Annotated in this window: 22 protein-coding genes; 15 read left to right on the top strand and 7 right to left on the bottom strand. The window is 62.3% G+C overall.

Annotated elements, in window-relative coordinates:
- Window positions 1–56: 56 nt before the first annotated feature.
- Both AC3A4H_RS00110 and AC3A4H_RS00105 read left to right on the top strand, forming a co-directional pair.
- Window positions 57–989, top strand: a complete 933-nt coding sequence (locus AC3A4H_RS00110) for a carbohydrate ABC transporter permease (protein WP_487764877.1) — start codon at window positions 57–59, stop codon at window positions 987–989.
- A 16-nt stretch (window positions 990–1005) separates the two neighbouring features.
- Window positions 1006–1908 carry a carbohydrate ABC transporter permease gene (locus tag AC3A4H_RS00105; protein ID WP_487764876.1) on the top strand — a complete coding sequence of 301 codons (903 nt, stop codon included), beginning with the start codon at window positions 1006–1008 and terminating at the stop codon, window positions 1906–1908.
- Window positions 1909–2051: 143 nt separating this feature from the next.
- Here AC3A4H_RS00105 and AC3A4H_RS00100 read toward each other — a convergent pair whose 3' ends face one another.
- Both AC3A4H_RS00100 and AC3A4H_RS00095 read right to left on the bottom strand, forming a co-directional pair.
- The gene (locus AC3A4H_RS00100; RefSeq protein WP_487764875.1) at window positions 2052–2333 is read right to left on the bottom strand and encodes a DUF411 domain-containing protein; all 282 of its coding nucleotides are present in this window, start codon (window positions 2331–2333) and stop codon (window positions 2052–2054) included.
- Between the two features lie 149 nt (window positions 2334–2482).
- Window positions 2483–3397, bottom strand: a complete 915-nt coding sequence (locus tag AC3A4H_RS00095) for a LysR family transcriptional regulator (RefSeq protein WP_487764874.1) — start codon at window positions 3395–3397, stop codon at window positions 2483–2485.
- A 144-nt stretch (window positions 3398–3541) separates the two neighbouring features.
- On the opposite strand from AC3A4H_RS00095, the gene AC3A4H_RS00090 reads away from it, so the two are divergent.
- From AC3A4H_RS00090 to AC3A4H_RS00045, 10 genes are all read left to right on the top strand, one after another.
- Window positions 3542–4339 (top strand): shikimate dehydrogenase family protein, encoded by a 798-nt coding sequence (locus AC3A4H_RS00090; RefSeq protein WP_487764873.1) that lies wholly within the window; start codon window positions 3542–3544, stop codon window positions 4337–4339.
- A gap of 47 nt (window positions 4340–4386) precedes the next feature.
- Window positions 4387–5646: an FAD-dependent oxidoreductase gene (locus AC3A4H_RS00085; RefSeq protein ID WP_487764872.1), complete on the top strand. Its 1260-nt coding sequence runs from the start codon at window positions 4387–4389 to the stop codon at window positions 5644–5646.
- A 21-nt stretch (window positions 5647–5667) separates the two neighbouring features.
- On the top strand, window positions 5668–7371 hold the full coding sequence (locus AC3A4H_RS00080; RefSeq protein ID WP_487764871.1) for an FAD-dependent oxidoreductase: 1704 nt from the start codon (window positions 5668–5670) through the stop codon (window positions 7369–7371).
- 10 nt (window positions 7372–7381) lie between these two features.
- The gene (locus AC3A4H_RS00075; RefSeq protein ID WP_487764870.1) at window positions 7382–7705 is read left to right on the top strand and encodes an NIPSNAP family protein; all 324 of its coding nucleotides are present in this window, start codon (window positions 7382–7384) and stop codon (window positions 7703–7705) included.
- Between the two features lie 29 nt (window positions 7706–7734).
- On the top strand, window positions 7735–8625 hold the full coding sequence (locus AC3A4H_RS00070) for an alpha/beta fold hydrolase (RefSeq protein WP_487764869.1): 891 nt from the start codon (window positions 7735–7737) through the stop codon (window positions 8623–8625).
- Window positions 8626–8859: 234 nt separating this feature from the next.
- Window positions 8860–9885 carry an ABC transporter substrate-binding protein gene (locus AC3A4H_RS00065; protein ID WP_487765864.1) on the top strand — a complete coding sequence of 342 codons (1026 nt, stop codon included), beginning with the start codon at window positions 8860–8862 and terminating at the stop codon, window positions 9883–9885.
- 58 nt (window positions 9886–9943) lie between these two features.
- On the top strand, window positions 9944–10711 hold the full coding sequence (locus AC3A4H_RS00060; RefSeq protein WP_487764868.1) for an ABC transporter ATP-binding protein: 768 nt from the start codon (window positions 9944–9946) through the stop codon (window positions 10709–10711).
- Window positions 10704–11501, top strand: coding sequence for an ABC transporter permease (locus AC3A4H_RS00055; protein WP_487764867.1), 798 nt, complete (start codon window positions 10704–10706; stop codon window positions 11499–11501). The genes AC3A4H_RS00060 and AC3A4H_RS00055 overlap by 8 nt, the downstream gene beginning before the upstream one ends.
- A gap of 33 nt (window positions 11502–11534) precedes the next feature.
- On the top strand, window positions 11535–12578 hold the full coding sequence (locus AC3A4H_RS00050) for a zinc-dependent alcohol dehydrogenase (protein WP_487764866.1): 1044 nt from the start codon (window positions 11535–11537) through the stop codon (window positions 12576–12578).
- A gap of 7 nt (window positions 12579–12585) precedes the next feature.
- Window positions 12586–13317 (top strand): hypothetical protein, encoded by a 732-nt coding sequence (locus tag AC3A4H_RS00045; RefSeq protein WP_487764865.1) that lies wholly within the window; start codon window positions 12586–12588, stop codon window positions 13315–13317.
- Between the two features lie 49 nt (window positions 13318–13366).
- Here the strand turns inward: AC3A4H_RS00045 and AC3A4H_RS00040 are convergent, their stop codons facing one another.
- Window positions 13367–14281: an extensin-like domain-containing protein gene (locus tag AC3A4H_RS00040; RefSeq protein ID WP_487764864.1), complete on the bottom strand. Its 915-nt coding sequence runs from the start codon at window positions 14279–14281 to the stop codon at window positions 13367–13369.
- Window positions 14282–14361: 80 nt separating this feature from the next.
- Window positions 14362–15336, bottom strand: a complete 975-nt coding sequence (locus tag AC3A4H_RS00035) for a Tim44 domain-containing protein (RefSeq protein ID WP_487764863.1) — start codon at window positions 15334–15336, stop codon at window positions 14362–14364.
- Between the two features lie 433 nt (window positions 15337–15769).
- On the opposite strand from AC3A4H_RS00035, the gene AC3A4H_RS00030 reads away from it, so the two are divergent.
- On the top strand, window positions 15770–16423 hold the full coding sequence (locus AC3A4H_RS00030) for a TerC family protein (RefSeq protein ID WP_487764862.1): 654 nt from the start codon (window positions 15770–15772) through the stop codon (window positions 16421–16423).
- Window positions 16424–16646: 223 nt separating this feature from the next.
- On the opposite strand, the gene pssA is transcribed toward AC3A4H_RS00030, so the two are convergent.
- From pssA to AC3A4H_RS00015, 3 genes are all read right to left on the bottom strand, one after another.
- Complete coding sequence (gene pssA / locus AC3A4H_RS00025; RefSeq protein ID WP_487764861.1) at window positions 16647–17387, bottom strand: CDP-diacylglycerol--serine O-phosphatidyltransferase; 741 nt, start codon at window positions 17385–17387, stop codon at window positions 16647–16649.
- A gap of 112 nt (window positions 17388–17499) precedes the next feature.
- Window positions 17500–19371: an LTA synthase family protein gene (locus AC3A4H_RS00020; protein ID WP_487764860.1), complete on the bottom strand. Its 1872-nt coding sequence runs from the start codon at window positions 19369–19371 to the stop codon at window positions 17500–17502.
- Between the two features lie 164 nt (window positions 19372–19535).
- A complete protein-coding gene (locus AC3A4H_RS00015; protein WP_487764859.1) occupies window positions 19536–19883 on the bottom strand; it encodes a helix-turn-helix domain-containing protein in 348 nt (115 codons plus the stop codon).
- Between the two features lie 17 nt (window positions 19884–19900).
- Between AC3A4H_RS00015 and AC3A4H_RS00010 the strand changes: the two genes are divergently transcribed.
- Entirely contained in the window at window positions 19901–20032 is a 132-nt protein-coding gene (locus AC3A4H_RS00010; RefSeq protein ID WP_487764858.1) for a hypothetical protein, read from the top strand.
- Window positions 20033–20490: 458 nt separating this feature from the next.
- On the top strand, window positions 20491–20838 hold the full coding sequence (locus AC3A4H_RS00005; RefSeq protein ID WP_487764857.1) for a hypothetical protein: 348 nt from the start codon (window positions 20491–20493) through the stop codon (window positions 20836–20838).
- Window positions 20839–20989 lie beyond the last annotated feature (151 nt).

Here is a 20989-nt window from a genome sequence, read left to right as displayed (position 1 = left end):
GAGCCCGGCGGCGCTGCGCCGCCGGGACTTCCAGATCAGGCCAGCAGGAGAAGTCGATGTCCATCGTGCCGTCCGGTAAGCCGCCATCCCCCGTGGTGTCGCTGATGCAGAACAACAATGTGCTCGGCTTCCTCTTCATGTTGCCGGCGGCGGTGTTCCTCGTCTGCTTCCTCACCTATCCGCTTGGCCTTGGCGTGTGGCTTGGCTTCACCGATACGCGAATCGGGCGGGACGGCATCTTCATCGGCCTGGAGAACTACGAGTTCCTGGCAAACGACAAGGTTTTCTGGCTCTCGGTCTTCAACACGCTGCTCTACACTTCCGTGGCCTCCGTGCTGAAATTCGCGCTCGGCCTGTGGCTGGCGCTGCTTCTCAACGAAAACCTGCCGTTCAAGTCCTTCTTCCGCGCCATCGTTCTGCTCCCCTGGGTGGTGCCGACGGTGCTGTCGGCTCTCGCCTTCTGGTGGATCTACGACAGCCAGTTTTCGATCCTCTCCTGGTCGCTGATGAAGCTCGGCCTCATAGACGGCCCGATCAACTTCCTCGGCGACCCGAAGAATGCTCGTGCCTCGGTCATTGCAGCGAATGTCTGGCGCGGCATTCCCTTTGTCGCGATCTCGCTGCTCGCCGGGTTGCAGACCATTCCCGCCTCGCTGCAGGAGGCGGCGTCGCTCGATGGCGCCACGAGTTGGCAGCGCTTTCGCTATGTGACGCTGCCCATGCTGACGCCGATCATCGCCGTGGTCATGACCTTCTCCGTCCTCTTCACCTTCACCGACTTCCAGCTCATCTACGTGCTGACGAAGGGCGGGCCGGTGAACGCGACACACCTCATGGCGACGCTCTCCTTCCAGCGCGGCATTCCGGGCGGGCAGCTGGGCGAGGGCGCGGCGATCGCCGTGGCGATGGTGCCCTTCCTGCTCGCCGCCATCATGTTCAGCTTCTTCGGCCTGCAACGCCGCAAATGGCAGCAGGGCGGCCAGGATTGAGATCGGGAGGAAGACCATGAGCACCACAACCAGGATCTCGGCGGATGATGTCCTCACTGACGACAAGGAGGGGATGAGCTACCTGAACCGCCTGCCGCGCCGCATGGTCGTTCTCTACCTGCCGATGGCCGTCTTCGTCGTGGTGCTACTCTTTCCATTCTACTGGATGGCCATCACGGCGGTGAAACCGAATGCGCAGCTCACCGACTACAACAATTACAGCCCGTTCTGGGTCGTCGGGGCGACGCTCGATCACATCAGGTACCTGCTCTTCGAAACCTCCTATCCGGGCTGGCTGTGGAACACCATGCTGGTCGCCGTCTGCTCGACCGTCCTGTCGCTCGCGGCCTCGGTCTTCGGCGCCTATGCAATCGAGCGCGTGCGCTTCACCGGGTCGCGCTCCGTCGGCCTGCTTGTCTTTCTTGCCTATCTGGTACCGCCGTCGATCCTGTTCATCCCGCTCGCCTTCATCGTCTTCAAGCTCGGCATGTACGATTCGCGGCTAGCGCTGATCTTCACCTATCCGACCTTCCTCATCCCCTTCTGCACCTGGCTGCTGATGGGCTACTTCCGCTCGATCCCGTTCGAACTGGAGGAAAGCGCACTGGTGGACGGTGCCTCGCGCTGGCAGATCCTCGTCAAGATCATCCTTCCGCTCGCGGTGCCCGGCCTTATTTCCGCAGGGATCTTCGCCTTCACGCTGTCGTGGAACGAGTTCATCTACGCGCTCACCTTCATCCAGTCGTCGGAGAACAAGACGGTGCCCGTGGGCGTGCTGACGGAACTCGTGCGCGGCGACGTCTTCGAATGGGGATCGCTCATGGCGGGCGCGCTCTTCGGCTCGCTGCCGGTCGTCATCCTCTATTCCTTCTTCGTCGATTACTATGTCTCGTCCATGACGGGCGCGGTGAAGGAATAGGGTTGTCCAGACTCGAAGGAGCAAGGACGATACCGTCGCCTCCTGTGATTGCGGCCGTTCTGCAAGAAGTTACTGAGCACGTGTGATCAAGTGCGGTCTTCTTCTCTGCGGCGTATTCTTTGCTGTCGCCCTCGCACCCAGTCCTATCCGCCCGCGCGGTAGAAGAGAGACGGGCGAACTGTCTTGTCGCGCGGTACGGCGTAGACGTTGTACGTGGCCTTGGAATCATCGCCCATTCCAAGCGATCCTTCCGGCATGCCCGGGACCGCGATGCCTGCGACGTCCGGCCTTTCGCTCAGAAGCTTGTCAATAGCCTCAAGCGGCACGTGGCCTTCCAGGAAATAACCGTCGACTGCGGCGACGTGGCAGCCTTCCATTGCGACGGGCACTCCGGCCTGCTTCCTGACCTGCGACAGGTCCTCCATGTCAACGGACCTGACGTCGTATCCCGCCTAGCAGTCCGGCATCGGGCGGGAGGGCTCCCGCCACGGCCTCGAGGACTACCTTGAAATGAAATACCTCTGCATGGGCGGCATCTGAAACAGGGCCATCCAGGACCATAGAGGCAAGCGGGTCAGGCGGTTCCTATACCGCGCGAGCGGGCGACGCCTGTCAGCGCCTGGACCAGTTCGTCGGTCGCCTTCGGGCGAGGACGAAACCGGCACCAATGCACATAGGCGGGGATCTCCACGCTGTCCTGGACCGGGACGGCCACCAGTTCCATCCGCTCGCAATCCATGGCGGAAAACTCGTCTATGATCGAAACGCCGATATTCTCGTAGACGAAGGAGATCGCCGCCTCGACGAAATGAACGAACACGTCGGTCTTGCGGCTGACGCCTGCCCGCGCATAGGTGGCATCGATATAGCGGCCATGGGGCGTGTCAGAGCCGAAGGAGATCAGCACCTCGTCGCCGAGCATGCGCGGCGAAATCGCGCTGTGGTGAGCCAGCGGATGGGTGCGCGGCATCAGGCAGACGAGCTTGCCTCTCCCAATCACTGCCGTCTCGAGCGTCGGATCGTTCGCTTCGGCGATCGTGGTCACGCAGGATCCCTGGCCGAAGAGCAGGTAGTCGCGGATATCCTTCTGTGAAAGGAAATCGCAATGGAAGGTGCGCGAGCTGTAGCGCTCCTTTAGAATCTTCAGGGCCTTCGGCACCAGCCGCATGCCGATGCTGGGCGTGGTGCCGAAGCGGAAGACGGAGGAGTCGCCCGTTGCGATCGAGTGGATGGCTTCCGAAAGCCGGTCGAACTGGCCGTAGACCCGCTCCACCTCCACCAGAATGAGCTTCGCTTCCTCGGTGGGAACCAACCGGCCGCCGATGCGCTCGAACAGCTTGGCGCCGATCTCGTCCTCGAAGCGGCGGACCGTCATGCTGAGACTGGGTTGCGAGACGCCGAGCTGCTGCGAGGCCGAGGTGAGCGAGCCCGTCGCCATCACGACGCGGAAAACCTCGATCTGCCTCTGCTTCAATAGCGGCCTGGCCATTACTTCAGTCCCGAAATGCGCGAAACTCTATAACTTCGCATTATAGGTCGCCTCTCATAATCTATTGGCCCGCGAGAGGGAAGGCCGTCATGTTCTGAACCGCGGCAAGGCCATGTGATGCCTTCGGCCGCGTGGGATGCAGGGATGATCAAGGGCAGCACGCGCGTCGTCGCGATTATCGGTTCGCCGGTGGCGCAGGTTAAGTCGCCGGAAAATTTCAATGCGGCGTTCGAACAGTCCGGCAGCGATGTGGCGATGATCGCGATGGACATGGCGCCGGAAGGCGTTGCGGACTTCCTGTCGCTGGCACGGCACTGGAAGAACCTGGATGGGTTCGTGGTGACGATACCGCACAAGCAGGCCGTCGCGGCCGGCATTGACGAGATCACGCCGCGGGTAGCGCTGCTCGGGGCCGCCAATGTTGTCAGGCGCGAGGCGGATGGCAGGCTGACAGGCGATATGGTCGACGGGCTCGGCTTCGTCGAGGCCGCGCGCCGAAACGGCTTCGAGCCTGCGGCCAAGCGCACGCTGGTCATCGGCAGTGGCGGCGCGGGCAGCGCGATTGCCCACGCGCTCTGCGAAGCGGGCGCCGCCTCGCTTGCGATATCCGACATCGATGCCGCCCGGGCGGAACGCCTTGCCGGCCGTCTGCGCGCCGAATTCCCGGCGACCGAGATAGGCACACAGGCGGGCGACCTCGGCATGCTCGACCTGGTCGTGAACGCAACGCCGCTGGGCATGAAGCAAGGCGATCCGCTTCCGCTCGTGGAAGAGGCGCTGGCCCGCCTCAAGGCGTCGGCGCTCGTCGCGGATGTGGTTACCTCGCCGGAGGTGACGCCATTCCTTGCCGCCGCCAAGGCGCGCGGCCTCCAGATTCAGACCGGGCCGCAGATGGCGAAGGCGCAACTCGCGCTGCTAGGCGGCCATATGGGCGTGATTTAACGCGCGCCCCGAGACGATTTTCAGCAAAGGCGTATCGCACGAGATTCATGACTAAGACGGTTCAGAAATATGATGTGGTGGTGGTCGGCGCGGGCGCGGGCGGCATCGCCGCCGCCGTAGGCGCAGCCCGCACCGGCGCCAGGACGCTTCTGGTCGAACGCTACGGCTTCATGGGCGGAGCGGCCACCAACGCACAGGTTCTCGCCTATTGCGGCTTCTTCGCGCGCGGCGAAACGGCAAGGCAGATGGTGTCAGGCGTCGGCCAGGACCTGCTCCTGGAGCTGAAGGCGCTGGGCATCGATATTGCCCCGATCGTTTCGAAGAGCGGCTACTGGATCATCATGCTTGATCCGGAAGCAACCAAGCTCGGCTTCGACCGTCTGGCGCGGAGGAACGCACTCGATGTGCGCCTGCACACGCGCTTGTTGGGCGCCGAGGTGGATGGCGACCGTATCCGCTCTGTGACGCTTGTCGACCATTCCGGCATCACGACCGTCGAAGCTGGCGCTTTCGTCGATGCCAGCGGCGAGGCGACCCTTGCGACGCTGGCCGGCGCGCGGCTGAGCCAGCCGGGTGGCGCGGACGCGCATCTCCAGGCGGCATCCTTTCCCATCCGCATCGGTGGGGTCCCCGAAGATGTGGTCTTTGATCGCAAGATCATGGCCGAGCTTATTGTCGAGCATAACAAGACGGCCGAAATGCCGATCTTGCGGGCCGACGGCGGCGTGGTCTCGCGCCTGCCGCTCACCAACGACATGTGGTGGATGGCGATCGACCTGGAAACCGACGGCATCACCGGCAAGAGCCTGACCGAGGTCGAGTTCAAGGCGCGCGAGCTCGCCTGGCTGAACCTGGAAGTCCTGCGTCGCCACCCCGGTTTCGAGAAGGCTTACCTGGTCTCGACCGGCCCGCAGATGGGGATCCGCGAGACGCGGCGGCCGTTCTCGCGGGCCGACGTGGTCGAGCAGGATGTTATCGACGGCCGCCGGCACGAGGACGGCATCGCACGCGCGAGCTGGCCCATGGAAGTTCACGAGTCCCCGGGCAAGGCACGTTTCGTGGATATCGGCGGGGAAGGCTTCTTCGACGTGCGCGCCGGCGCGATCGAGGCTGCGGAGATCGCCAACCTTCGACTGGCCGGACGGGTCATCGGCGCCGACTCGAAGGCATATGGCTCGATCCGCGTCATGGGCACAGCGTTCGCCACCGGGCATGCGGCCGGCGTTTCCGCAGCACTCGCCGTCGCGGGGCACACGGACGTTGCAACGCTGCGAAAGACGCTTGAAGGGCAGGGCGCCGTCATCTGACGGCGCGGGGAGGAGCGGGGAATGGATGCAAGCGGCATAGCAGAATGCTACGACCTGATCGTGCTTGGCAGTGGTGCAGCCGGCCTCTCCGCCGCCGTCACCGCCGCAAGCCATGGCCTTAACGTGCTGGTTGCGGAGAAGGAGGCGCAATTCGGCGGTGCATCGGCGATCTCGGGCGGTACGATCTGGATTCCCGGCAACCGGCAGGCCTCCGAAGCGAAGCTCGATGCTTCGCTGGAGACGGCGCGAACCTATCTTATCCATATGATCGGAGAAGGCGCCGATCTTACGCTTGTGGATGCCTTCCTGCAGCGGGGAGGCGAGGCGCTGGCGTTCCTGGAGGAAAACTCGGAGCTGAAGTTCAAGGTCCGGCCATTCTCTCCCGACTATCACATGGAACTGGAAGGCTCTTCCGATGGCGGCCGCGCACTGGAAGTGCTGGAATATGACGGAAGCAGGCTGGGCGATCGCTTCAGGGAGCTCCGCAAGCCGCCCGAAGGCATGCTGCTTTTCGGTGGGATGATGGTCAATCGGGCCGATGTCCAGCACTTCCTGAACGCGCGTCGTTCGTGGACGTCGCTCAAGCATTGCCTGAAGCTGCTTGGCCGCTATGCAAAGGACAGGCTTTCCCATGCGCGCGGCACGCGGCTGGTTGTCGGAAATGCGCTGATCGCCCGTCTCGCCCGCTCCGCCTTCGACCTGGGCGTGGATCTCCGGACGGGTCTGACGGTTAGCCGTCTGATCGAGGAAGATGCTCAGATCTGTGGTGTCGTCGTGAGGACGGTGGCAGGCGAGCGGCAGGTCCGCGCTCGCGCCGGCGTGGTGCTCGCAACCGGAGGCTTCGGAGCGTCGGAGGATGCCTCCCGGTGGCGGCCACAGACCGATGCCTCGCATAGGTCGATGTCGCCAGCCGGAAATATCGGTGACGGCATGGCACTTGCCATCGCTGCTGGGGCGGTCCGCGGCGAGGGGCTGGTCTCGAATTTCTACTGGGCTCCGGTCTCGGTGCTGACGCATGAGGATGGCTCAGAGGAGAAATTCCCGCATCTCGTCACGGACCGGGCAAAGCCGGGCATCATTGCGGTGAACAGGTGCGGGCGCCGCTTCGTCAACGAGGCCGATTCATACCATCGCTTCGTGCTTGCCATGCAGGCCGATCCCGAGCCGAACTCGCCCTGCCATCTCGTCTGCGATTCAGCCGCCCTGAGCGCCTATGGCATGGGCCTGGCACGCCCGGCACCAGTATCCAACAAGGCGCTGGTGAAGAGCGGATATCTCATCGAGGCTGCGAGCATCGGTGAGCTGGCCGAACGGATAGGCGTGGATCCGATCGCGTTTACGGATACGATCGAGCGCTACAATGCCAGCGCCGCGCGCGGCGACGATCCCGAATTCGGCAGGGGAACCAGTTCCTACAACCGCTCGATGGGCGACCCGGACCATCGGCCCAATCCTTGTCTTGGCCCCATCCGCCAGGCGCCGTTCTACGCCGTCAGGCTCGTCACCGGCGATCTCGGCTCGGCAACCGGCATCCGCACGGATGCGAATGCGCGCGCTCTCGACGGCGACGGGCGGCCCATTCCGGGGCTTTACGCCGCAGGCAACGACATGAATTCGATCATGAACGGGACCTATCCTGGTCCCGGCATAACGCTCGGCCCGGCTTTGACGTTCGGCTATCTCGCCGCGCTCGATGCCGTAAGCTGCGTCAAGCGGTCTCAATGAAGGAATATGCATGATGATCTATGAGATGCGTACCTATACGCTGAAGCCCACAAGGATGGCGGATTGGCTCGCCCTCTACAAAAGCCACGCGCTTGCCGTGCAGCAGGAGCATCTCGGCAAACTGGTGGGCTTCTTCACCACGGAGTTCGGGACCGCGAACCAGGTTGTGCATATATGGGCCTATGAAAGCCTGGACGAACGTGCCGCCCGTCGCGCGAAAATGGCTGCCGATCCGCGCTGGAGCGAGTTCAGCGCCAAGAACAAGGAGCTCGATGCCATCGTGGAGCTGAAATCGTCGATCCTCAGGCCGACGGATTTTTCTCCGCTCGCCTGAGCGCAGCAAGAGCAAGAATGGGATTTCCGATGAGCGCCACCGCCGAGCTGTTTCCGGGATTTCGGGAAGTCGAGGTCGAGACCTCCCAGGCCCGACTGTCGGCTGTCATCGGCGGCTCGGGCGCGCCGGTTCTGCTGGTTCACGGATACCCGCAAACGAAGGCGGCTTGGCACCGTGTTGCCGGTCCGCTCTCCGACCGATACAGCGTCATTGCGGTGGACCTTCCGGGCTATGGCGACAGCAGGATCGTCGGCGCGCCTGCGGATCCCGGCAGCAAGCGCTGGATGGGCGCCCAACTGCACGAGATGATGGCGGCGCTGGGCCACAGCCGTTACGCCGTTGTCGGCCATGACCGCGGCGCCCGCGCCGCCTATCGCATGGCGCTGGATATGCCCGAGGCGGTGACGGCACTCGCCTCTCTGACGGTGGTGCCGGTATCCGACGTCTGGGCCGGCGCTGACAAGAAATTCGGCATGGGGGCCTTCCACTGGTACATGCTGGCGCAGCCGTTCGACCTGCCCGAACGGCTTCTTGCATCGGACCCGGATTATTTCCTCGATCTTACGCTGACCAAGATGGCGGGTAGCCTCGATAATCTCCATCCGACGGCTCTGTCCGAGTATCGCCGCGCCTTCCGCGATCCGGCGGTGCGGCATGCGGTGTGCGAGGATTATCGTGCCGGTGCAGGCATCGACGAGCGCCATGATTTGGAGGACAGGAACAGGGGTCGTAAAATCGATTGTCCAGTGCTCGTCCTCTGGGAGGAGGGCAAGACTTTCGGCGGTCGAGTGCCACTTGATATCTGGCAGGATTGGGCCAGCGATGTTTCCGGCCGGGGGCTGAGCGGCGGCCACCTGCTTGCCGAACGCGCTGCAGACGATGTCCTTGCCGACCTTCTGCCGTTCCTGGAGAGGGCATAGCAATGGACGATGTGCGGACGCGCGAGACGACGCCGGACGGCGAGCCCGTGGTCGGCCTGAAGCTTATTGACATACTGCATAAGAGGCTTGACGACCCGGGCCTCATCGCACGGCCAGTCATGCCATGATGGCATGACTGGCGAATAGAACGGTCACCGAATGACGAGGTTGCGGCTGCAACAAAGTTGACAACACCCTGAGAAGCCAGAATCCGGGAAGGAAGAAAGCGGAATGATGAAGTTTCCATTGAATCGGCGGCAAGCACTTATCGGCCTCGGAGCCGCGGGCACCATGCTCGGCCTTGGTATGCCTGCGCGCGCCAACACCAAGGTCAATCTCGGCGTGATCCGCCTGGCCAGCCATGCTCCCAGCTTTATAGCGTTCGAGCGGGGCTACTACGCGGACGAAGGTCTCGACGTAGAGCTGAAATATTTCGAGGCGGCGCAGCCGATGGCGGTGGCCATCGCATCCGGCGACGCCGATTATGGTGTCACCGCCATGAGCGGCGGCCTGATCAGCTTGGCCGAGAAACAGGCCGTCAAGGTCATCGGCGGCGCGCTGACGGAAGAAAAGGGGCTGGTCGGAGCCATCATCCTTGCCTCCAACAAAGCCTATGAGGCTGGCCTCACCCACCCGAAGGAACTGGCCGGCAAGAGCTTCGGCATCACCACCGCAGGCTCCTCGTTCCACTTCATGGCCCACAAGATTGCCCAGGCCAACGACATCCCGCTGTCGAAAATCGCGCTGCGTCCGCTGCAGAAGGTTGGCGCGGTCGTCGGCGCGCTGTCTTCCGGCCAGATCGATTCCTGGGCGATCCAGTCCAGCATCGGCAAGAAGATGATCGCCGAGGGCGCGGCCAAGCAGATCGGCCTGGTCTCCGACTATGCGCCGGATTACCAGGTTACGACCGTGTTCACCTCGACCGCCAACGCGGCCAAGGAGCGCGAGAAGACGCAGGCCTTCATCCGCGCCTACTCCAAGGCGGTGGAAGATTACAACAAGGCCTTCGTCGACAAGACGGCCGATGCCGGCGAGGTCGATGAGATCGCCAAGATCTGCCACAAATATGTTGAGGCCGATCTGCCGTTCGAGCAGGCCAAGACCAACCTGGTCGAGGGCTCGATGCGCATCAACAAGAACCTCGCTTTGTCGCTGAAGTCGGTGACCGAGCAGCTCGAATGGTTCAAGTCCGAAGGCATGGTGAAGGGGAACATCACCCCCGAGATGCTTTTCGACACGTCCTACGTCGAAACCATCTGATCCACTCCAACCTTCTCAAATTACGGAGGCCCCTCGGGGGCCTCCGCCGGAGTATTCCATGGATTTGCTGATCGATAATGTCACCCACACCTATGGTGCCGTCGAGGTGTTGCGGGACATCTCGCTCGAAATCCCCCAAGGCCAGATTGTTTGTCTTATCGGGCCGTCCGGGTGCGGAAAGTCTACCCTGCTGCGCTTCCTCGGCGGGCTTGAAAAGCCCACGAAAGGCGCGGTCCTGCAGGTCGGCGAGCCGGCCAAGGACTCGCTCAACCCGCTGACCTATGTTTTCCAGCATTTCGCGCTGCTGCCCTGGCGCACCGTGGAAGGCAATATCGCCCTTGTGCTTGAGGATCATGGCATCGGCCGCGCCGAGATTGACAGGATCATCACCGACGTGCTGGCGCGCACCCGTCTTTCGGACTTCCGCACGGCGTTGCCCAAGCAGCTATCTGGCGGCATGAAGCAGCGCGTCGCGATCGCCCGTGCGCTCGCCGTGCGCCCCGCGGTCATGCTGATGGACGAGCCGCTCTCCGCGCTCGACAGCCAGACGCGCGAGCTCTTGATGGACGATCTCGTCGCGCTGTGGACCCGTCAGCCCTTCACGGCCGTCTATGTGACGCACAATCTTGCCGAAGCCGTCCGCCTCGGCCACCGCATCGTCGTGCTCTCCCGCCGGCCCGGCCGCATTCGCGAGATCGTCGAGATCGACATGCCGCTTGACCAGCGGAAGTTGGGAAACCCCGAGCTCGATGCCAAGCACACCCAGCTTTGGGACTTGATGCGCGAGGAGGCCGCCGCCGCAGACCAGGAGTTGCTCGATGTCTGATGTCAGGGTTCGTCCCGTCGAATTCCGCGGCCGCGGCTTCGCCCCGCAGCATGTACGGGGCATAGGCCTCATCGTATTCGTGGTGCTGATCGGCCTCGCCGAGATCGGCACGCGTTCCGGCATAATTTCCGCGCTGTCACTGCCGCGCCCTTCCGCCGTGCTGCAAACCTTCATCCAGCTTTACGAGACGGGTCTGTTGTGGAAACACCTGCTCCCCTCGTTCCAGAGGCTTTTCGTCGGCGCCTTCATCGGCATCGCTGTAGGCATTTCGCTTGGCGTCCTGATCGGCCTTTTCAGCCTCGTCCGCGCCGGCCTCGTGCCGCTGGTGGCCGCCCTGTTCCCGATACCGAAGATCGCGCTCCTGCCGCTCTTCGTCATCTGGTTCGGCATTGACGAGGCCTCGAAATACGCGCTGATCGCCTTCGGCACGTTCACGCCCACCGTCGTGGCCACCTATGGCGCGGTGGATAATGTCGACCGCAGCCTGATCAGGATGGGCCAGAGCTTCGGGCTTTCCTGGTGGTCGATCGTCCGCAAGATCGTCTTGCCCGGCGCGTTCCCGGCTATCCTTTCCGGCCTGCGCGTGTCGATCTCGATTGCCATCATCCTGCTGGTTGCCGCCGAGATGCTCGGCGCCGAATATGGCGTCGGCTCCTATATTCTCGAGGCGGGCGCGCTCTACGATCTCGAGCGGCTTTTTGCCGGCGTGGCGATCCTGTCGATCATGGGCCTGGTCTTGAATTGGCTGATCGGCCTCGTCGAGAAGCGTTTCCTCGGCTGGCGCGGCTAACACCGCGCCGCCGGCAACCGAGAGTATCGAAACATGCTGGCTTTGCAGAAGGTGCGGCCCGGCTCGGGAATCGAGCTGCGCAGCCTGCCTGAAATATCGGAAATCTCGCCCGCAGAGGTGCTGATCCGAACCGCGGCGACCGGCATTTGCGGGACCGATCTGCACATCGCCGAATGGACGCCAGGATACGAATCCATGCAGTCGGCGATGCCGGTCACGCTCGGCCATGAATTGTCCGGCACGATCGTCTCCACGGGTGCTGCCGTCGATAGCCGGTTGGTCGGAACGCGGGTGACCGTACGGCCTTCGGTGGTGTGCGGGAATTGCGACGCGTGCCGCGCGAAGGATGAGGAAAACTGCACGGGGCGCCGCGGTATCGGCATCGGGCGCAACGGCGCCTTTGCTTCTCATGTTGCGGTACCCTTCGCCAATTGCGTGGCGCTGCCCGAAGGGCTCGATTTCGAGATCGCCGCTCTGACGGAGCCGATGACGGTCTGCGCGGAAGCGGTCGATACCGGCGAAGTAAAGAAGGGCGACCGAGTGCTGGTGCTCGGCCCCGGCTTCATAGGACAGGGGATCGCGCTGTTCTGTGAGGCAGCCGGCGCTTCCGAAGTGGTGATCTGCGGGCACAATGATGCGGCGCGGCTGAAGACGCTCGACGAGCTCGGCTTCGCCAACACCGTCGACACCGCCGGCACCACGCTATCGGAGGCGTTGCGGCCGTTTTTGGAGCGCGGCAAGTTCGACGTGGTCATCGAAGCGACCGGCGCCCCGCAGGTGGTGCCGGAAGCGCTCGCCTGTCTGAAAAAGAGGGGGATTCTGGTCATCGCGGGCATTCATCCGCGGCCGGTCGAGATCGATCTCACGCAACTCGTTCGCAACCATCAGCAGGTGCGAGGCTCCTACCGCTCTCCTGTCGCAACCTGGTATCGCGTTCTGGACTATCTCTCGGCGAACCAGGACCGCGTGCGCGGACTGATCACGCACCGCTTTGATCTGGCAAATGCCGAGAAGGGTTTTGCCCTGGCCTTGGGCAAGGCAGCCTCCAAGGTCGTCATTCATCATCAGCAGGATTGAGAAGCCGATGTCTTCGCAAGGTACAGCTTTCCTGGCACTGTGGAACGGCTTCGACCCGGCGCTGCTGGACGAATATGAGTGCTGGCACACATTCGAGCATGTGCCGGAACGGCTCAGCGTGCCGGGTTTTCTCTCGGGCAAGCGCTACGCAAGTGGCGGCGGCGCGGAGCGCAGGTTCTTCACGCTTTACGAGCTGGAGTCGCTCCAGGTCCTCGAAAGCGCGGCCTATCGCGAGCTCGTCGACGAGCCGACACGCTGGTCGGCGAAGATGCGCCGTTCCTTCAGCGGCTTTAGCAGATATCCCTGCCGCCGCGTGGCAGCCGCCGGTAGCGGGCTCGCAGGCGCGGCAGCCACGTTCGTCCTGCCCCTGTCAGCGCCAGGGAACGAGGCCGAAGCTCTCGCAGAGTTGCTGGGCAAGCAATTCTCTTCCGGCAGGATCACATCGTTCCAGATCGGTGTCTCGATCGCCAATCCGCACTACAAGGTGTTCAGCCAGGACTTCTCCGCTGCGGAAGGTGGCTCCGTAATCGTGGCCGTGCTCGAGGCGACGACCAGACCGGCGCTGGACGAAGCGGGAAGGGCGCTGGCCGAGAAAACGGCAAGCTTCTCCGCAGCCAGGACGCCGGACTGGGAAGTTTTCGATCTCCTCTACGCGATCGCCGAGCAGGAACTGCCTCAGGGAGAAAGGTGGCGCGTTCCTCCGCGCGATGACCTGCGCGCGCTCTTTTCCGACCACTGATCGCCTGTCCCGGGTGATCGAGATCAACTCTGGGTGCGGCGAGTGAGGTCTATTGGCAGAACGTGCTGCCATCCTTGCGCGGAGCGAGATCGAAATGCAGGTGACGGGCATGGTCGGCGTCACTGCCTGGACCCAAAACCGTCTTGAACGGACCGCAGGCGGCATTGCGGATCTCAGCAATAAATTTTGTGGCCTTCTCGTCCGAAGCGGGTGCGACGTCGATTTCGGTGCCTTTTGAAAGGCTGAAATGACCGATGTCGATAGCATTGCCGAACGCGTGTTCGGACAGTTTGGCGGTGCCGTTGCGCGGGCGACAGACGTAAGTCGAGACCTGGGACACCGATTTCAACTCTTCGCCATAGACATTCCGTGCGGCCAGTTCGATGACACTTGCCGCAAATCGCGCCAAAGCCTCGGCCAGGTTGCAGTTCATCAGCGCGTCTGGTGCCAGATCGATGTCTTTGCCGAGCGTATTCACGAAGATCGGGTAAGGCAGGGCGCAACCGGATTCGCTGCTTTCGGGCGGGCGTTCCTCGAAGCCGACCCCAAGTGCACTCAGCCTCGCGCGGCAGGCGGCCTCGTCTGCCGGCATGGTGGCCGAGCGTGGGGCGTTTGAACGCGGGTCCGGCGGCTCTGCCTTCTCGCTCTCTCGGGACTTTCCTTCCGTGCCGGAAGGCGGCGGCCTTGCCTCGGGCAAGGGGGCTTTGTCGGGAGTGACGGGCTCTTTCTCATGCGGCGCCGTTGCCTCGCCTGCCTTGCCGTGGCCGTCCGGGCGCGGTTCGGGAACCGGCGTATCGCCAGGTCTCTTGGGTGGAATATTGCCTGCGGGCGGCGAGAAGACCTTTGGCACAGGAGCCTTCTGCGGCAGTACCGGCAGCTTGGCTTTCGCCGTGCCGGCCCAAAACAGGGTCGCGACCAGCGCGGGTAAGACAGTCGTGAAAATAACTGGCGACGACCTGCTCATCGGCACTGCAACGGCGTGATCGCCGCACAGGTTCCCGCTTGTTGATCGCGCGACGCGCTGTCACGCGCCGCGCGAGAGCCTCAGGCTTCCTGTATGGCCGAAAGCTTCCACTCCGCACCGTTCTGGCGCACAAAGGTCCACAGTTCGGTTGTTTCGGTCGGCTCGTCGGCGTCGCCGTCGACGATCTTGCCCGTGGCGCGCTCTCGGGTCACGTCGCGTGAGGAGTAACGCAAGGCAGCTGTTGCATAATCGCGTCCGTCCTCACGCCAGCTTTCGGCAATATCGGCCTGCAGCAGGGTGACATCCGACACATCATTGCGGAGTCCATTCTGCGCGTTTTCCGCCAGTTCTTCCGACAGGTAGGAAACCATTTCGGGCGTCGCCAATCGGCGCAGCGCACCATGGTCTTCACGCCCAAACGCTTCCTGAACCTCCGTCAGCAACTGCTGAAATGTTTCGCGATCGGCCTGGGTGAGCGCGATTTCCTCCGACGCGACCGTCTCGGTCTCGCGATCCGATCCCGAGCCCATACCGGGAATGCCAAACATTGCGGGATTGGCATCGCGTTGATGCGTGTCACCGCGTCCGAAACCCGCTCCGGCCATGGCCGGCGTCTGAGCGTGCGCGGATCGCTGCCGGAAAAAGCGAACAGCCAGCATGATCGCACCGCCGATTACCAACGCCTGGAGGAGAAAGCCGAACATGCCAGCCAGACCGCCGAAACCATGTCCCAGAAGAACACCCAGCAGGCCGCCAAGCAGCAGGCCGCGCATCAGCGAGCCGCCAAAGCCGTTCATGAAACCCGGGCGCTGCGCGCCGGCCGGCTGCTGGCGGGCCGCGGTGTTGGTTCCGGGATTGGGCGTCATCGACCGTTCGACCGGAGCGGTTTGCGCCGGCGCCGTCCGTGTGGTTGGCGGCGCCTGGAAGGTGCGCGTGCCCCGACTGCCGAAGCTGCCGCCGCGCCGCGCCTCCGCGTGATCCATCGCTGTCATGGAAAATGCCAGGAACAGGCCCGCAAACAGGGTTGCAAATCGGAGGGTGGGCGAAGTCGACATGGGCAGTTCCTCAATGAATGCGGTCTTGGCGCGATCCAGGCCCGTCTCGCGCGCGGCCCGGCCCGGGTCCCGCATCTGGGGGCGGCGCAATCGACTTTCAAGAGCAATTTGCCAACAACCACGCCATCGATTTTCGCGTACGCAACGACGCCGCGCGGCAACGCAGAAAGTGGCGCGCCGGGCGGCGGCGCGGACACTCTTGAATTTCCGCGGCCATGCAGTTAAACGGGACACACCAGACCGGGCCCCTCTGGCGGTTCCCCTGAACCGTGATGTCGGACTGGATATCCAAACAGGTGGCCTGGTGTTCGTGGAATTTCATCGACCGTAGCCTTCGCAGCTCAACCCGCCTCGGCACGAAGTGCCGGATCGGGCGTCTGTTACATGCTGTCGATCCACACATTCGGGCGCCCCAACGAACAATGGGTGCCACATGAGCGAACTTCTTACCCCGGAAGCCCTTTCCGCCCTTCTTCAGGTCATCTTCATCGACCTGGTTCTGGCCGGCGACAACGCCATCGTCATCGGCCTTGCCGCAGCAGGCCTGCCGAAGGACCAGCGCAACAAAGCGATCCTCATCGGCATCATGGCAGCTACCGTGCTGCGCATCGGTTTCGCCGCCGCTACGACCCAACTGCTGCAGATCGTCGGTCTGCTGCTTGCCGGCGGTGTGCTTCTGCTCTGGGTTTGCTGGAAAATGTGGCGGGAACTGCAGGCCAGCCAGGGCCAGGAAGTGGAAGTGGCCGAAGCACTCGAAGGCCGCGACATCAACCTTGATGGAGAGATTGCGGCCGGCGCCCCGCGCAAGACCTTCGCCCAGGCGGCATGGCTGATCGTCGTCGCCGACGTATCGATGTCGCTCGACAACGTCCTCGCGGTCGCGGGCGCCGCGCGTGATCATCTGTCTGTGATGGTATTCGGCCTCGCCCTGTCCATCGCGATGATGGGCCTGGCTGCCACATACATCGCGCGCCTTTTGCAGCGCTATCGCTGGATCGCCTATGCCGGCCTCGCCATCATCCTTTATGTCGCGCTGGAGATGATCTACCGCGGCTCCCACGAGGTCTTGGCGCATCTCAATTTCTGAGGCCCTTGCCTGCCTTGCTCGAAGGATAGCCCTCCTTCGTTCCATGGGTTTGGAAAAGCAGATAGGCCGAACCTGCCGTTCGGCCTGCCCTCCAGGGGGGCGGCGCCTTGCTCATCGGGACAAGGATAGCCGCAGCCTGCAACAAACGTCGCCCGTTTACACTCCTTCCAAGAACTGCGAAGCCCGCAACGGGAAAATTCCAGCTATGGCTGGTCTCCACAGGTCAGCTGTCGTCGTTGCGAAACTTGACTCTGTATTGCCACCAGCTGAGCGGGATAGATGCCAGGTAGGCCGCTGTGGCAAGGGCCAGGATCTCGCGCGGATAAACCATGAAAGTGATGAGCGAGACAATTACCGCTGCTTCAATGCAAATCTTGCTGCTATGGCTGTAAGCTTTCAGGGTCTTTCCTGAGAATGTCGGGATCGTGGAGATCATCAGGAACGCGATAAAGATTGCGTAAGGCCCGATTGCCTTGACAGATGTCGGATCCGGCTCAGTCAGTGAAAGAGGGAGCAAGACTGCCAGCGCGGCGCTTGGGGTGGGCATTCCGGTGAAATAGGCGCGCTGCCACGGAGCTTTCTCCTCAAGCGTGGAATTGAAGCGCGCCAGACGCAATGCCGAAGCGAGAGCAAAGACCATCAGACAGAGGCTGGCGGCCGTGTTCATATGTTCGCCGCTCCAGAAATAGAGAAGCAGGATCGGCGCGATGCCGAAGCTCAGGAAATCGGCAAGGCTGTCAAATTCCGCTCCGAAGCGCGAGGCTGAGTGGAGCTTGCGCGCGACCCTCCCGTCGAGCCCGTCCAGGATCGCTGCTGCGACGATAGCCGCAAGCGCCGCATCAAATTTCCCGTCGATGGAAAAACGGACTGAGATCAGGCCCGCGCACAGTGCCGATGCGGTGATGGCGTTCGGCAGAAATCGGGCGAGGACGGAAGGTTCCGGCTTGGCGGGCGAATGGTCCAATTCAATCTCCGTGGAAGGGTAATGCCTGGCAATCCTCACCTAAACCTCCCAGTTTCGGGGCTGATGGTCGGTCACTTCGAACAGGTATCTTCTCGTCCTCGTCCAAATTCGCTCAATGGCCTGCCAATGATTCTTCGTCTGCCAGTGTCGTCAAGATGCGCAGTCTGTTTCGATTGATGGCATCTATGATCGCGCCTTCATGGGGCAGTGCGCCGCTGGCGATTGCGGTAGCGTCCGCGGCAACAGCGACCACACCTTCCTGGTCGGCGCACTTCACCAGGATCAGGTCACGATCGTCGCCGCGAGCATGCATCACACAAGCGGGAGGCCTGCGATGCGTCCCCAGCATCGTTCCCTCAAAGGGATCGAGACAATACTCGTTGCCGACCAAAGCCAATATCGACGCCTGCAGGTCGCGCTGCTGATAGTTCTCGGCTATCACATGCGGGAGGTCGAGCGCCCGGGTCGCTACGATGGCGGGTATTCGCGCCGCTGCCGATGCCCCGAACCTGTCAATCTCTGTTTTCCTATATGGCTCCATGGCCCTGTGATCGCCGGTAATGAACAGTATGCCATCATCGAAGAAGCCGGCGTCGAGGAGATTCTCGTAAAGATCGCCGATCATCTGGTCGGTCATGCGAATGACGTGCTCTTCGGTATGGAGTGCGCTCCCATCTGGGGCCATGAATGGCCGATGGCTCCAGAAAGTCTGTGCCGTGATGAAGTAAGGACGGTCTTGGCGCATGTTGGCCATCTCGTCCAACACGACCTCATAAAGCAGTTGGTCCAGCACGGAATCGAACGGGCCGCGCACGACCTGTTTGTCAAAACGCGGGTCATCGTTTCCGATTATCCTCTCGTGGCCAATCGCTCTAAGCCAGTCCGCCTGGCCGAGGAACGTAAGGTCGCCCGCACCCACGAAAGTCGTCTGATAGCCTTGTTTTGCCAGTTGCCCGGGCAGCGTCTCAGGAATGTGGCTGAAGTCATCCAGGCGAGGCGAGCCCCATTCGTTGAATTTCGCTTGCTCGGGAACGAAGGGAAACGTTCCTGTGAGTAGCGAAATCAATCCGCCGATCGTCGTCCATCCATTGGCATAGAAATTGGTAAGCGCCGTCTCCTTCTGCGCGATCGCGTCCAGACGCGGCGTCCAATCCTCGATCCCCGAGAAGTATTTGGAATGATATGCAGACAGGCTCTCGACCATCACCACAAGCACGTTCAGGGCCCTCGCGTCTCCTGGGTGGCAACTGCGCGTCGCGGGCTTGGACAGAAGCATCCGGCGAAAGTCGCCGCTGAATGTTGTCTGCCTGAAAAAGCTGGCGTTTCGTTCGGCGAAATTCTCAAACAGCGGCTTGTCGCCAAAAGCGTATACGTAAGAAGGCAGTGGAACGAGATAAAAGGCCACGAGGAGAGCTGCCGCCGACAAGATCGGCAGCGCCCGGGGCCTTAAGGTCGAACGACCGCCCACGAACGCAAGGCTGAAATAGATAATCGCCCCGAAGCCGATAGCGGCGACAGCTACAATCCACCCTCTTCTGGCAAACGTTGTGCTCAGCCCGGTTCTAAGTAGCGTTCCGAAAGAGTTCATCTCTCCCGAAAAGGTGACCGCGTCACTGATGTAGAGCCGTGTCCCAAAGAAGAAGTAAGCAAAAACGTCGAAAACGTAGATTGCAAATATTGAGACGAATACTGCCCTTGTCACGGCAGCCAGGTGACGGGTCATTGCTCCGGGCTGGAAATAGAGGTTGAGCGTATAGAGAAGAAGCAGGGCGGCCAAGATGGCGGCATCGTGCTGCACCAGGGCGATCAGGAACGTGTCCGTCGCAGCGCTTCGCATCAGAACGAACTTGCCGACAAGGAAGACCCCGAGAAATCCGCACAGGAAGAGTTCGGGAATCCTGAGAATTTCGAAGAATCGCCTGAGGATCAGGCCGCGAAAGACGCGGAACCGGGAAGGCGCCTGTATGTCGGGCGACAATGACATCCAGTTGGTCCTGTGGCAGAACGCCGACTAGGAAAGTCAAAGCGCCAAGTGCGGTCAACTTGCCTATGTGGACGCCTTGCACTGAAAAATGATCAGACGATCATGCAAAGGGCGTACCCGGCTTGAGGAACAGAGCGGTTTGTCATGAAAACCGATTGTACGCCTCAAGAAACGACACCCGCCAAAAAACGCGAGAATAGTTCGCGCTGCGATGAAATTCCCAGCTTGGCATAGATATTGCGCCGATGAATGCGGACAGTTCCCGTAGAGATGTTTAGCGCTTGACCGGTCGCCTCAGCCGAATACCCCTTGAGAATGAAGGCGACGATTTCACTCTCGCGGCGCGTTAGACGATCGAGGCCCTGTCCTGTTATTTCGGGGCGCCCCACCTTCTGTGCGGTAAAGTCCTGCGCCAGTCCACTCCACTGCTGCCGCATCAGTGCCGTGACGACCGGTGCCACAGCGGCGAGTCGGCGAAAATCGGTTCGGCTGAACACTTTCTCTTCGCGCATATGCGCTGTTCCCGCATATGAACGTGGCGCGCAACGTCGCCTACGGGCTGAACCAGCGTCGGCCGCGCCTTGCCCGGGCAGATATCGCCGCCAAGGTCGCGCGCGCGCTCGACATGGTGCGCCTGTCGACGGCAGTCTGGCGGCCATAGTGTCAGAAGCCGGATGGCAGCCTATCGCGCTTCGTCCCCGAAAGCGGACTGACGGCTTCCGTGAAGAGTTTCGGGCGCCGGCAGGCGTACGAAAGTCCCCGAGGAAGGAACCCGCGGCCCACGGGCGATGCCTATGGGGATTTTGGTTTGGGGCTGGTGTCGGCGATGGCGCGACCGCCGTCGGGAAGCGCAGACTTGGGTGCGAACAGACCGCTTCGTTGCTCCTCGGTGCGGCTTTGCGGGCCCGGCGGTGGGCTGGGCGCGGCCCTGTCGGCCTCGATGACCGCCATCAGCACGCTGGGTTCGTTGTCGGAGGCTGAGTGCCTGCGGCGGAAGACTGGATCACGCCATGCCGGGTCATGGTGCGTTCTCCTGGTTCGGTCCCGATGTGTCCGGCGGTCCGCGCGGCTGCCCCCACCGTTCGAACACCTCGATGACGAACACCATTCGAGATCCACTTGGTCAGGGTGGAATATACACAGGAACTGGCGGCACGCGTTATCCGGATCTACGACTACTTGCGCAGCCACACGGGCCCAAGTGTCTGGGACCTCGATCACGTGCCCGTCCACTACCACCATCTTGGTGCCGGCTATGGCCAGCCCCCGCCGGCATCAGAGCAAGCCATCATCACGCTGGCGCGTGCCGAAGGCATCCTGATCGAACATGTCTACACGGCCGAAACCTTCGGTGGCTTCGTGGACCTCGTCGCCCACATCTCGGCGGATGAGCCGGCCGCGCTCATCCATACGGGTGGTACGCCGTCCCTGTTCGCGCAGTTCAGCCTATTCAAGACAATCGACTGAATGCCCCTCATGGTCTCACTCCATCAATCTCGCATTTCCAGCGTCACTGCGGTGCTCCCCCATCTGTCCAGGGGAAGGTAGGCCATCTCCTGACAATGGGGAGCAACGAACGAAAGTTGCATTGACGTTCTCTTCTTCTGTTGGCCTACTA

This window comes from Pseudaminobacter sp. Soil_N_29 (genome assembly GCF_057656055.1).
This window is presented reverse-complemented; position numbering and strand designations above follow the sequence as displayed.

Coding starts and splice junctions, on each gene's coding strand:
- AC3A4H_RS00110 (WP_487764877.1), top strand. CDS start 57: ATGTCCATCGTGCCGTCCGGTAAGCCGCCATCCCCCGTGGTGTCGCTG.
- AC3A4H_RS00105 (WP_487764876.1), top strand. CDS start 1,006: ATGAGCACCACAACCAGGATCTCGGCGGATGATGTCCTCACTGACGAC.
- AC3A4H_RS00100 (WP_487764875.1), bottom strand. CDS start 2,333: ATGGAGGACCTGTCGCAGGTCAGGAAGCAGGCCGGAGTGCCCGTCGCA.
- AC3A4H_RS00095 (WP_487764874.1), bottom strand. CDS start 3,397: ATGGCCAGGCCGCTATTGAAGCAGAGGCAGATCGAGGTTTTCCGCGTC.
- AC3A4H_RS00090 (WP_487764873.1), top strand. CDS start 3,542: ATGATCAAGGGCAGCACGCGCGTCGTCGCGATTATCGGTTCGCCGGTG.
- AC3A4H_RS00085 (WP_487764872.1), top strand. CDS start 4,387: ATGACTAAGACGGTTCAGAAATATGATGTGGTGGTGGTCGGCGCGGGC.
- AC3A4H_RS00080 (WP_487764871.1), top strand. CDS start 5,668: ATGGATGCAAGCGGCATAGCAGAATGCTACGACCTGATCGTGCTTGGC.
- AC3A4H_RS00075 (WP_487764870.1), top strand. CDS start 7,382: ATGATGATCTATGAGATGCGTACCTATACGCTGAAGCCCACAAGGATG.
- AC3A4H_RS00070 (WP_487764869.1), top strand. CDS start 7,735: ATGAGCGCCACCGCCGAGCTGTTTCCGGGATTTCGGGAAGTCGAGGTC.
- AC3A4H_RS00065 (WP_487765864.1), top strand. CDS start 8,860: ATGAAGTTTCCATTGAATCGGCGGCAAGCACTTATCGGCCTCGGAGCC.
- AC3A4H_RS00060 (WP_487764868.1), top strand. CDS start 9,944: ATGGATTTGCTGATCGATAATGTCACCCACACCTATGGTGCCGTCGAG.
- AC3A4H_RS00055 (WP_487764867.1), top strand. CDS start 10,704: ATGTCTGATGTCAGGGTTCGTCCCGTCGAATTCCGCGGCCGCGGCTTC.
- AC3A4H_RS00050 (WP_487764866.1), top strand. CDS start 11,535: ATGCTGGCTTTGCAGAAGGTGCGGCCCGGCTCGGGAATCGAGCTGCGC.
- AC3A4H_RS00045 (WP_487764865.1), top strand. CDS start 12,586: ATGTCTTCGCAAGGTACAGCTTTCCTGGCACTGTGGAACGGCTTCGAC.
- AC3A4H_RS00040 (WP_487764864.1), bottom strand. CDS start 14,281: ATGAGCAGGTCGTCGCCAGTTATTTTCACGACTGTCTTACCCGCGCTG.
- AC3A4H_RS00035 (WP_487764863.1), bottom strand. CDS start 15,336: ATGTCGACTTCGCCCACCCTCCGATTTGCAACCCTGTTTGCGGGCCTG.
- AC3A4H_RS00030 (WP_487764862.1), top strand. CDS start 15,770: ATGAGCGAACTTCTTACCCCGGAAGCCCTTTCCGCCCTTCTTCAGGTC.
- AC3A4H_RS00020 (WP_487764860.1), bottom strand. CDS start 19,371: ATGTCATTGTCGCCCGACATACAGGCGCCTTCCCGGTTCCGCGTCTTT.
- AC3A4H_RS00015 (WP_487764859.1), bottom strand. CDS start 19,883: ATGCGCGAAGAGAAAGTGTTCAGCCGAACCGATTTTCGCCGACTCGCC.
- AC3A4H_RS00010 (WP_487764858.1), top strand. CDS start 19,901: ATGAACGTGGCGCGCAACGTCGCCTACGGGCTGAACCAGCGTCGGCCG.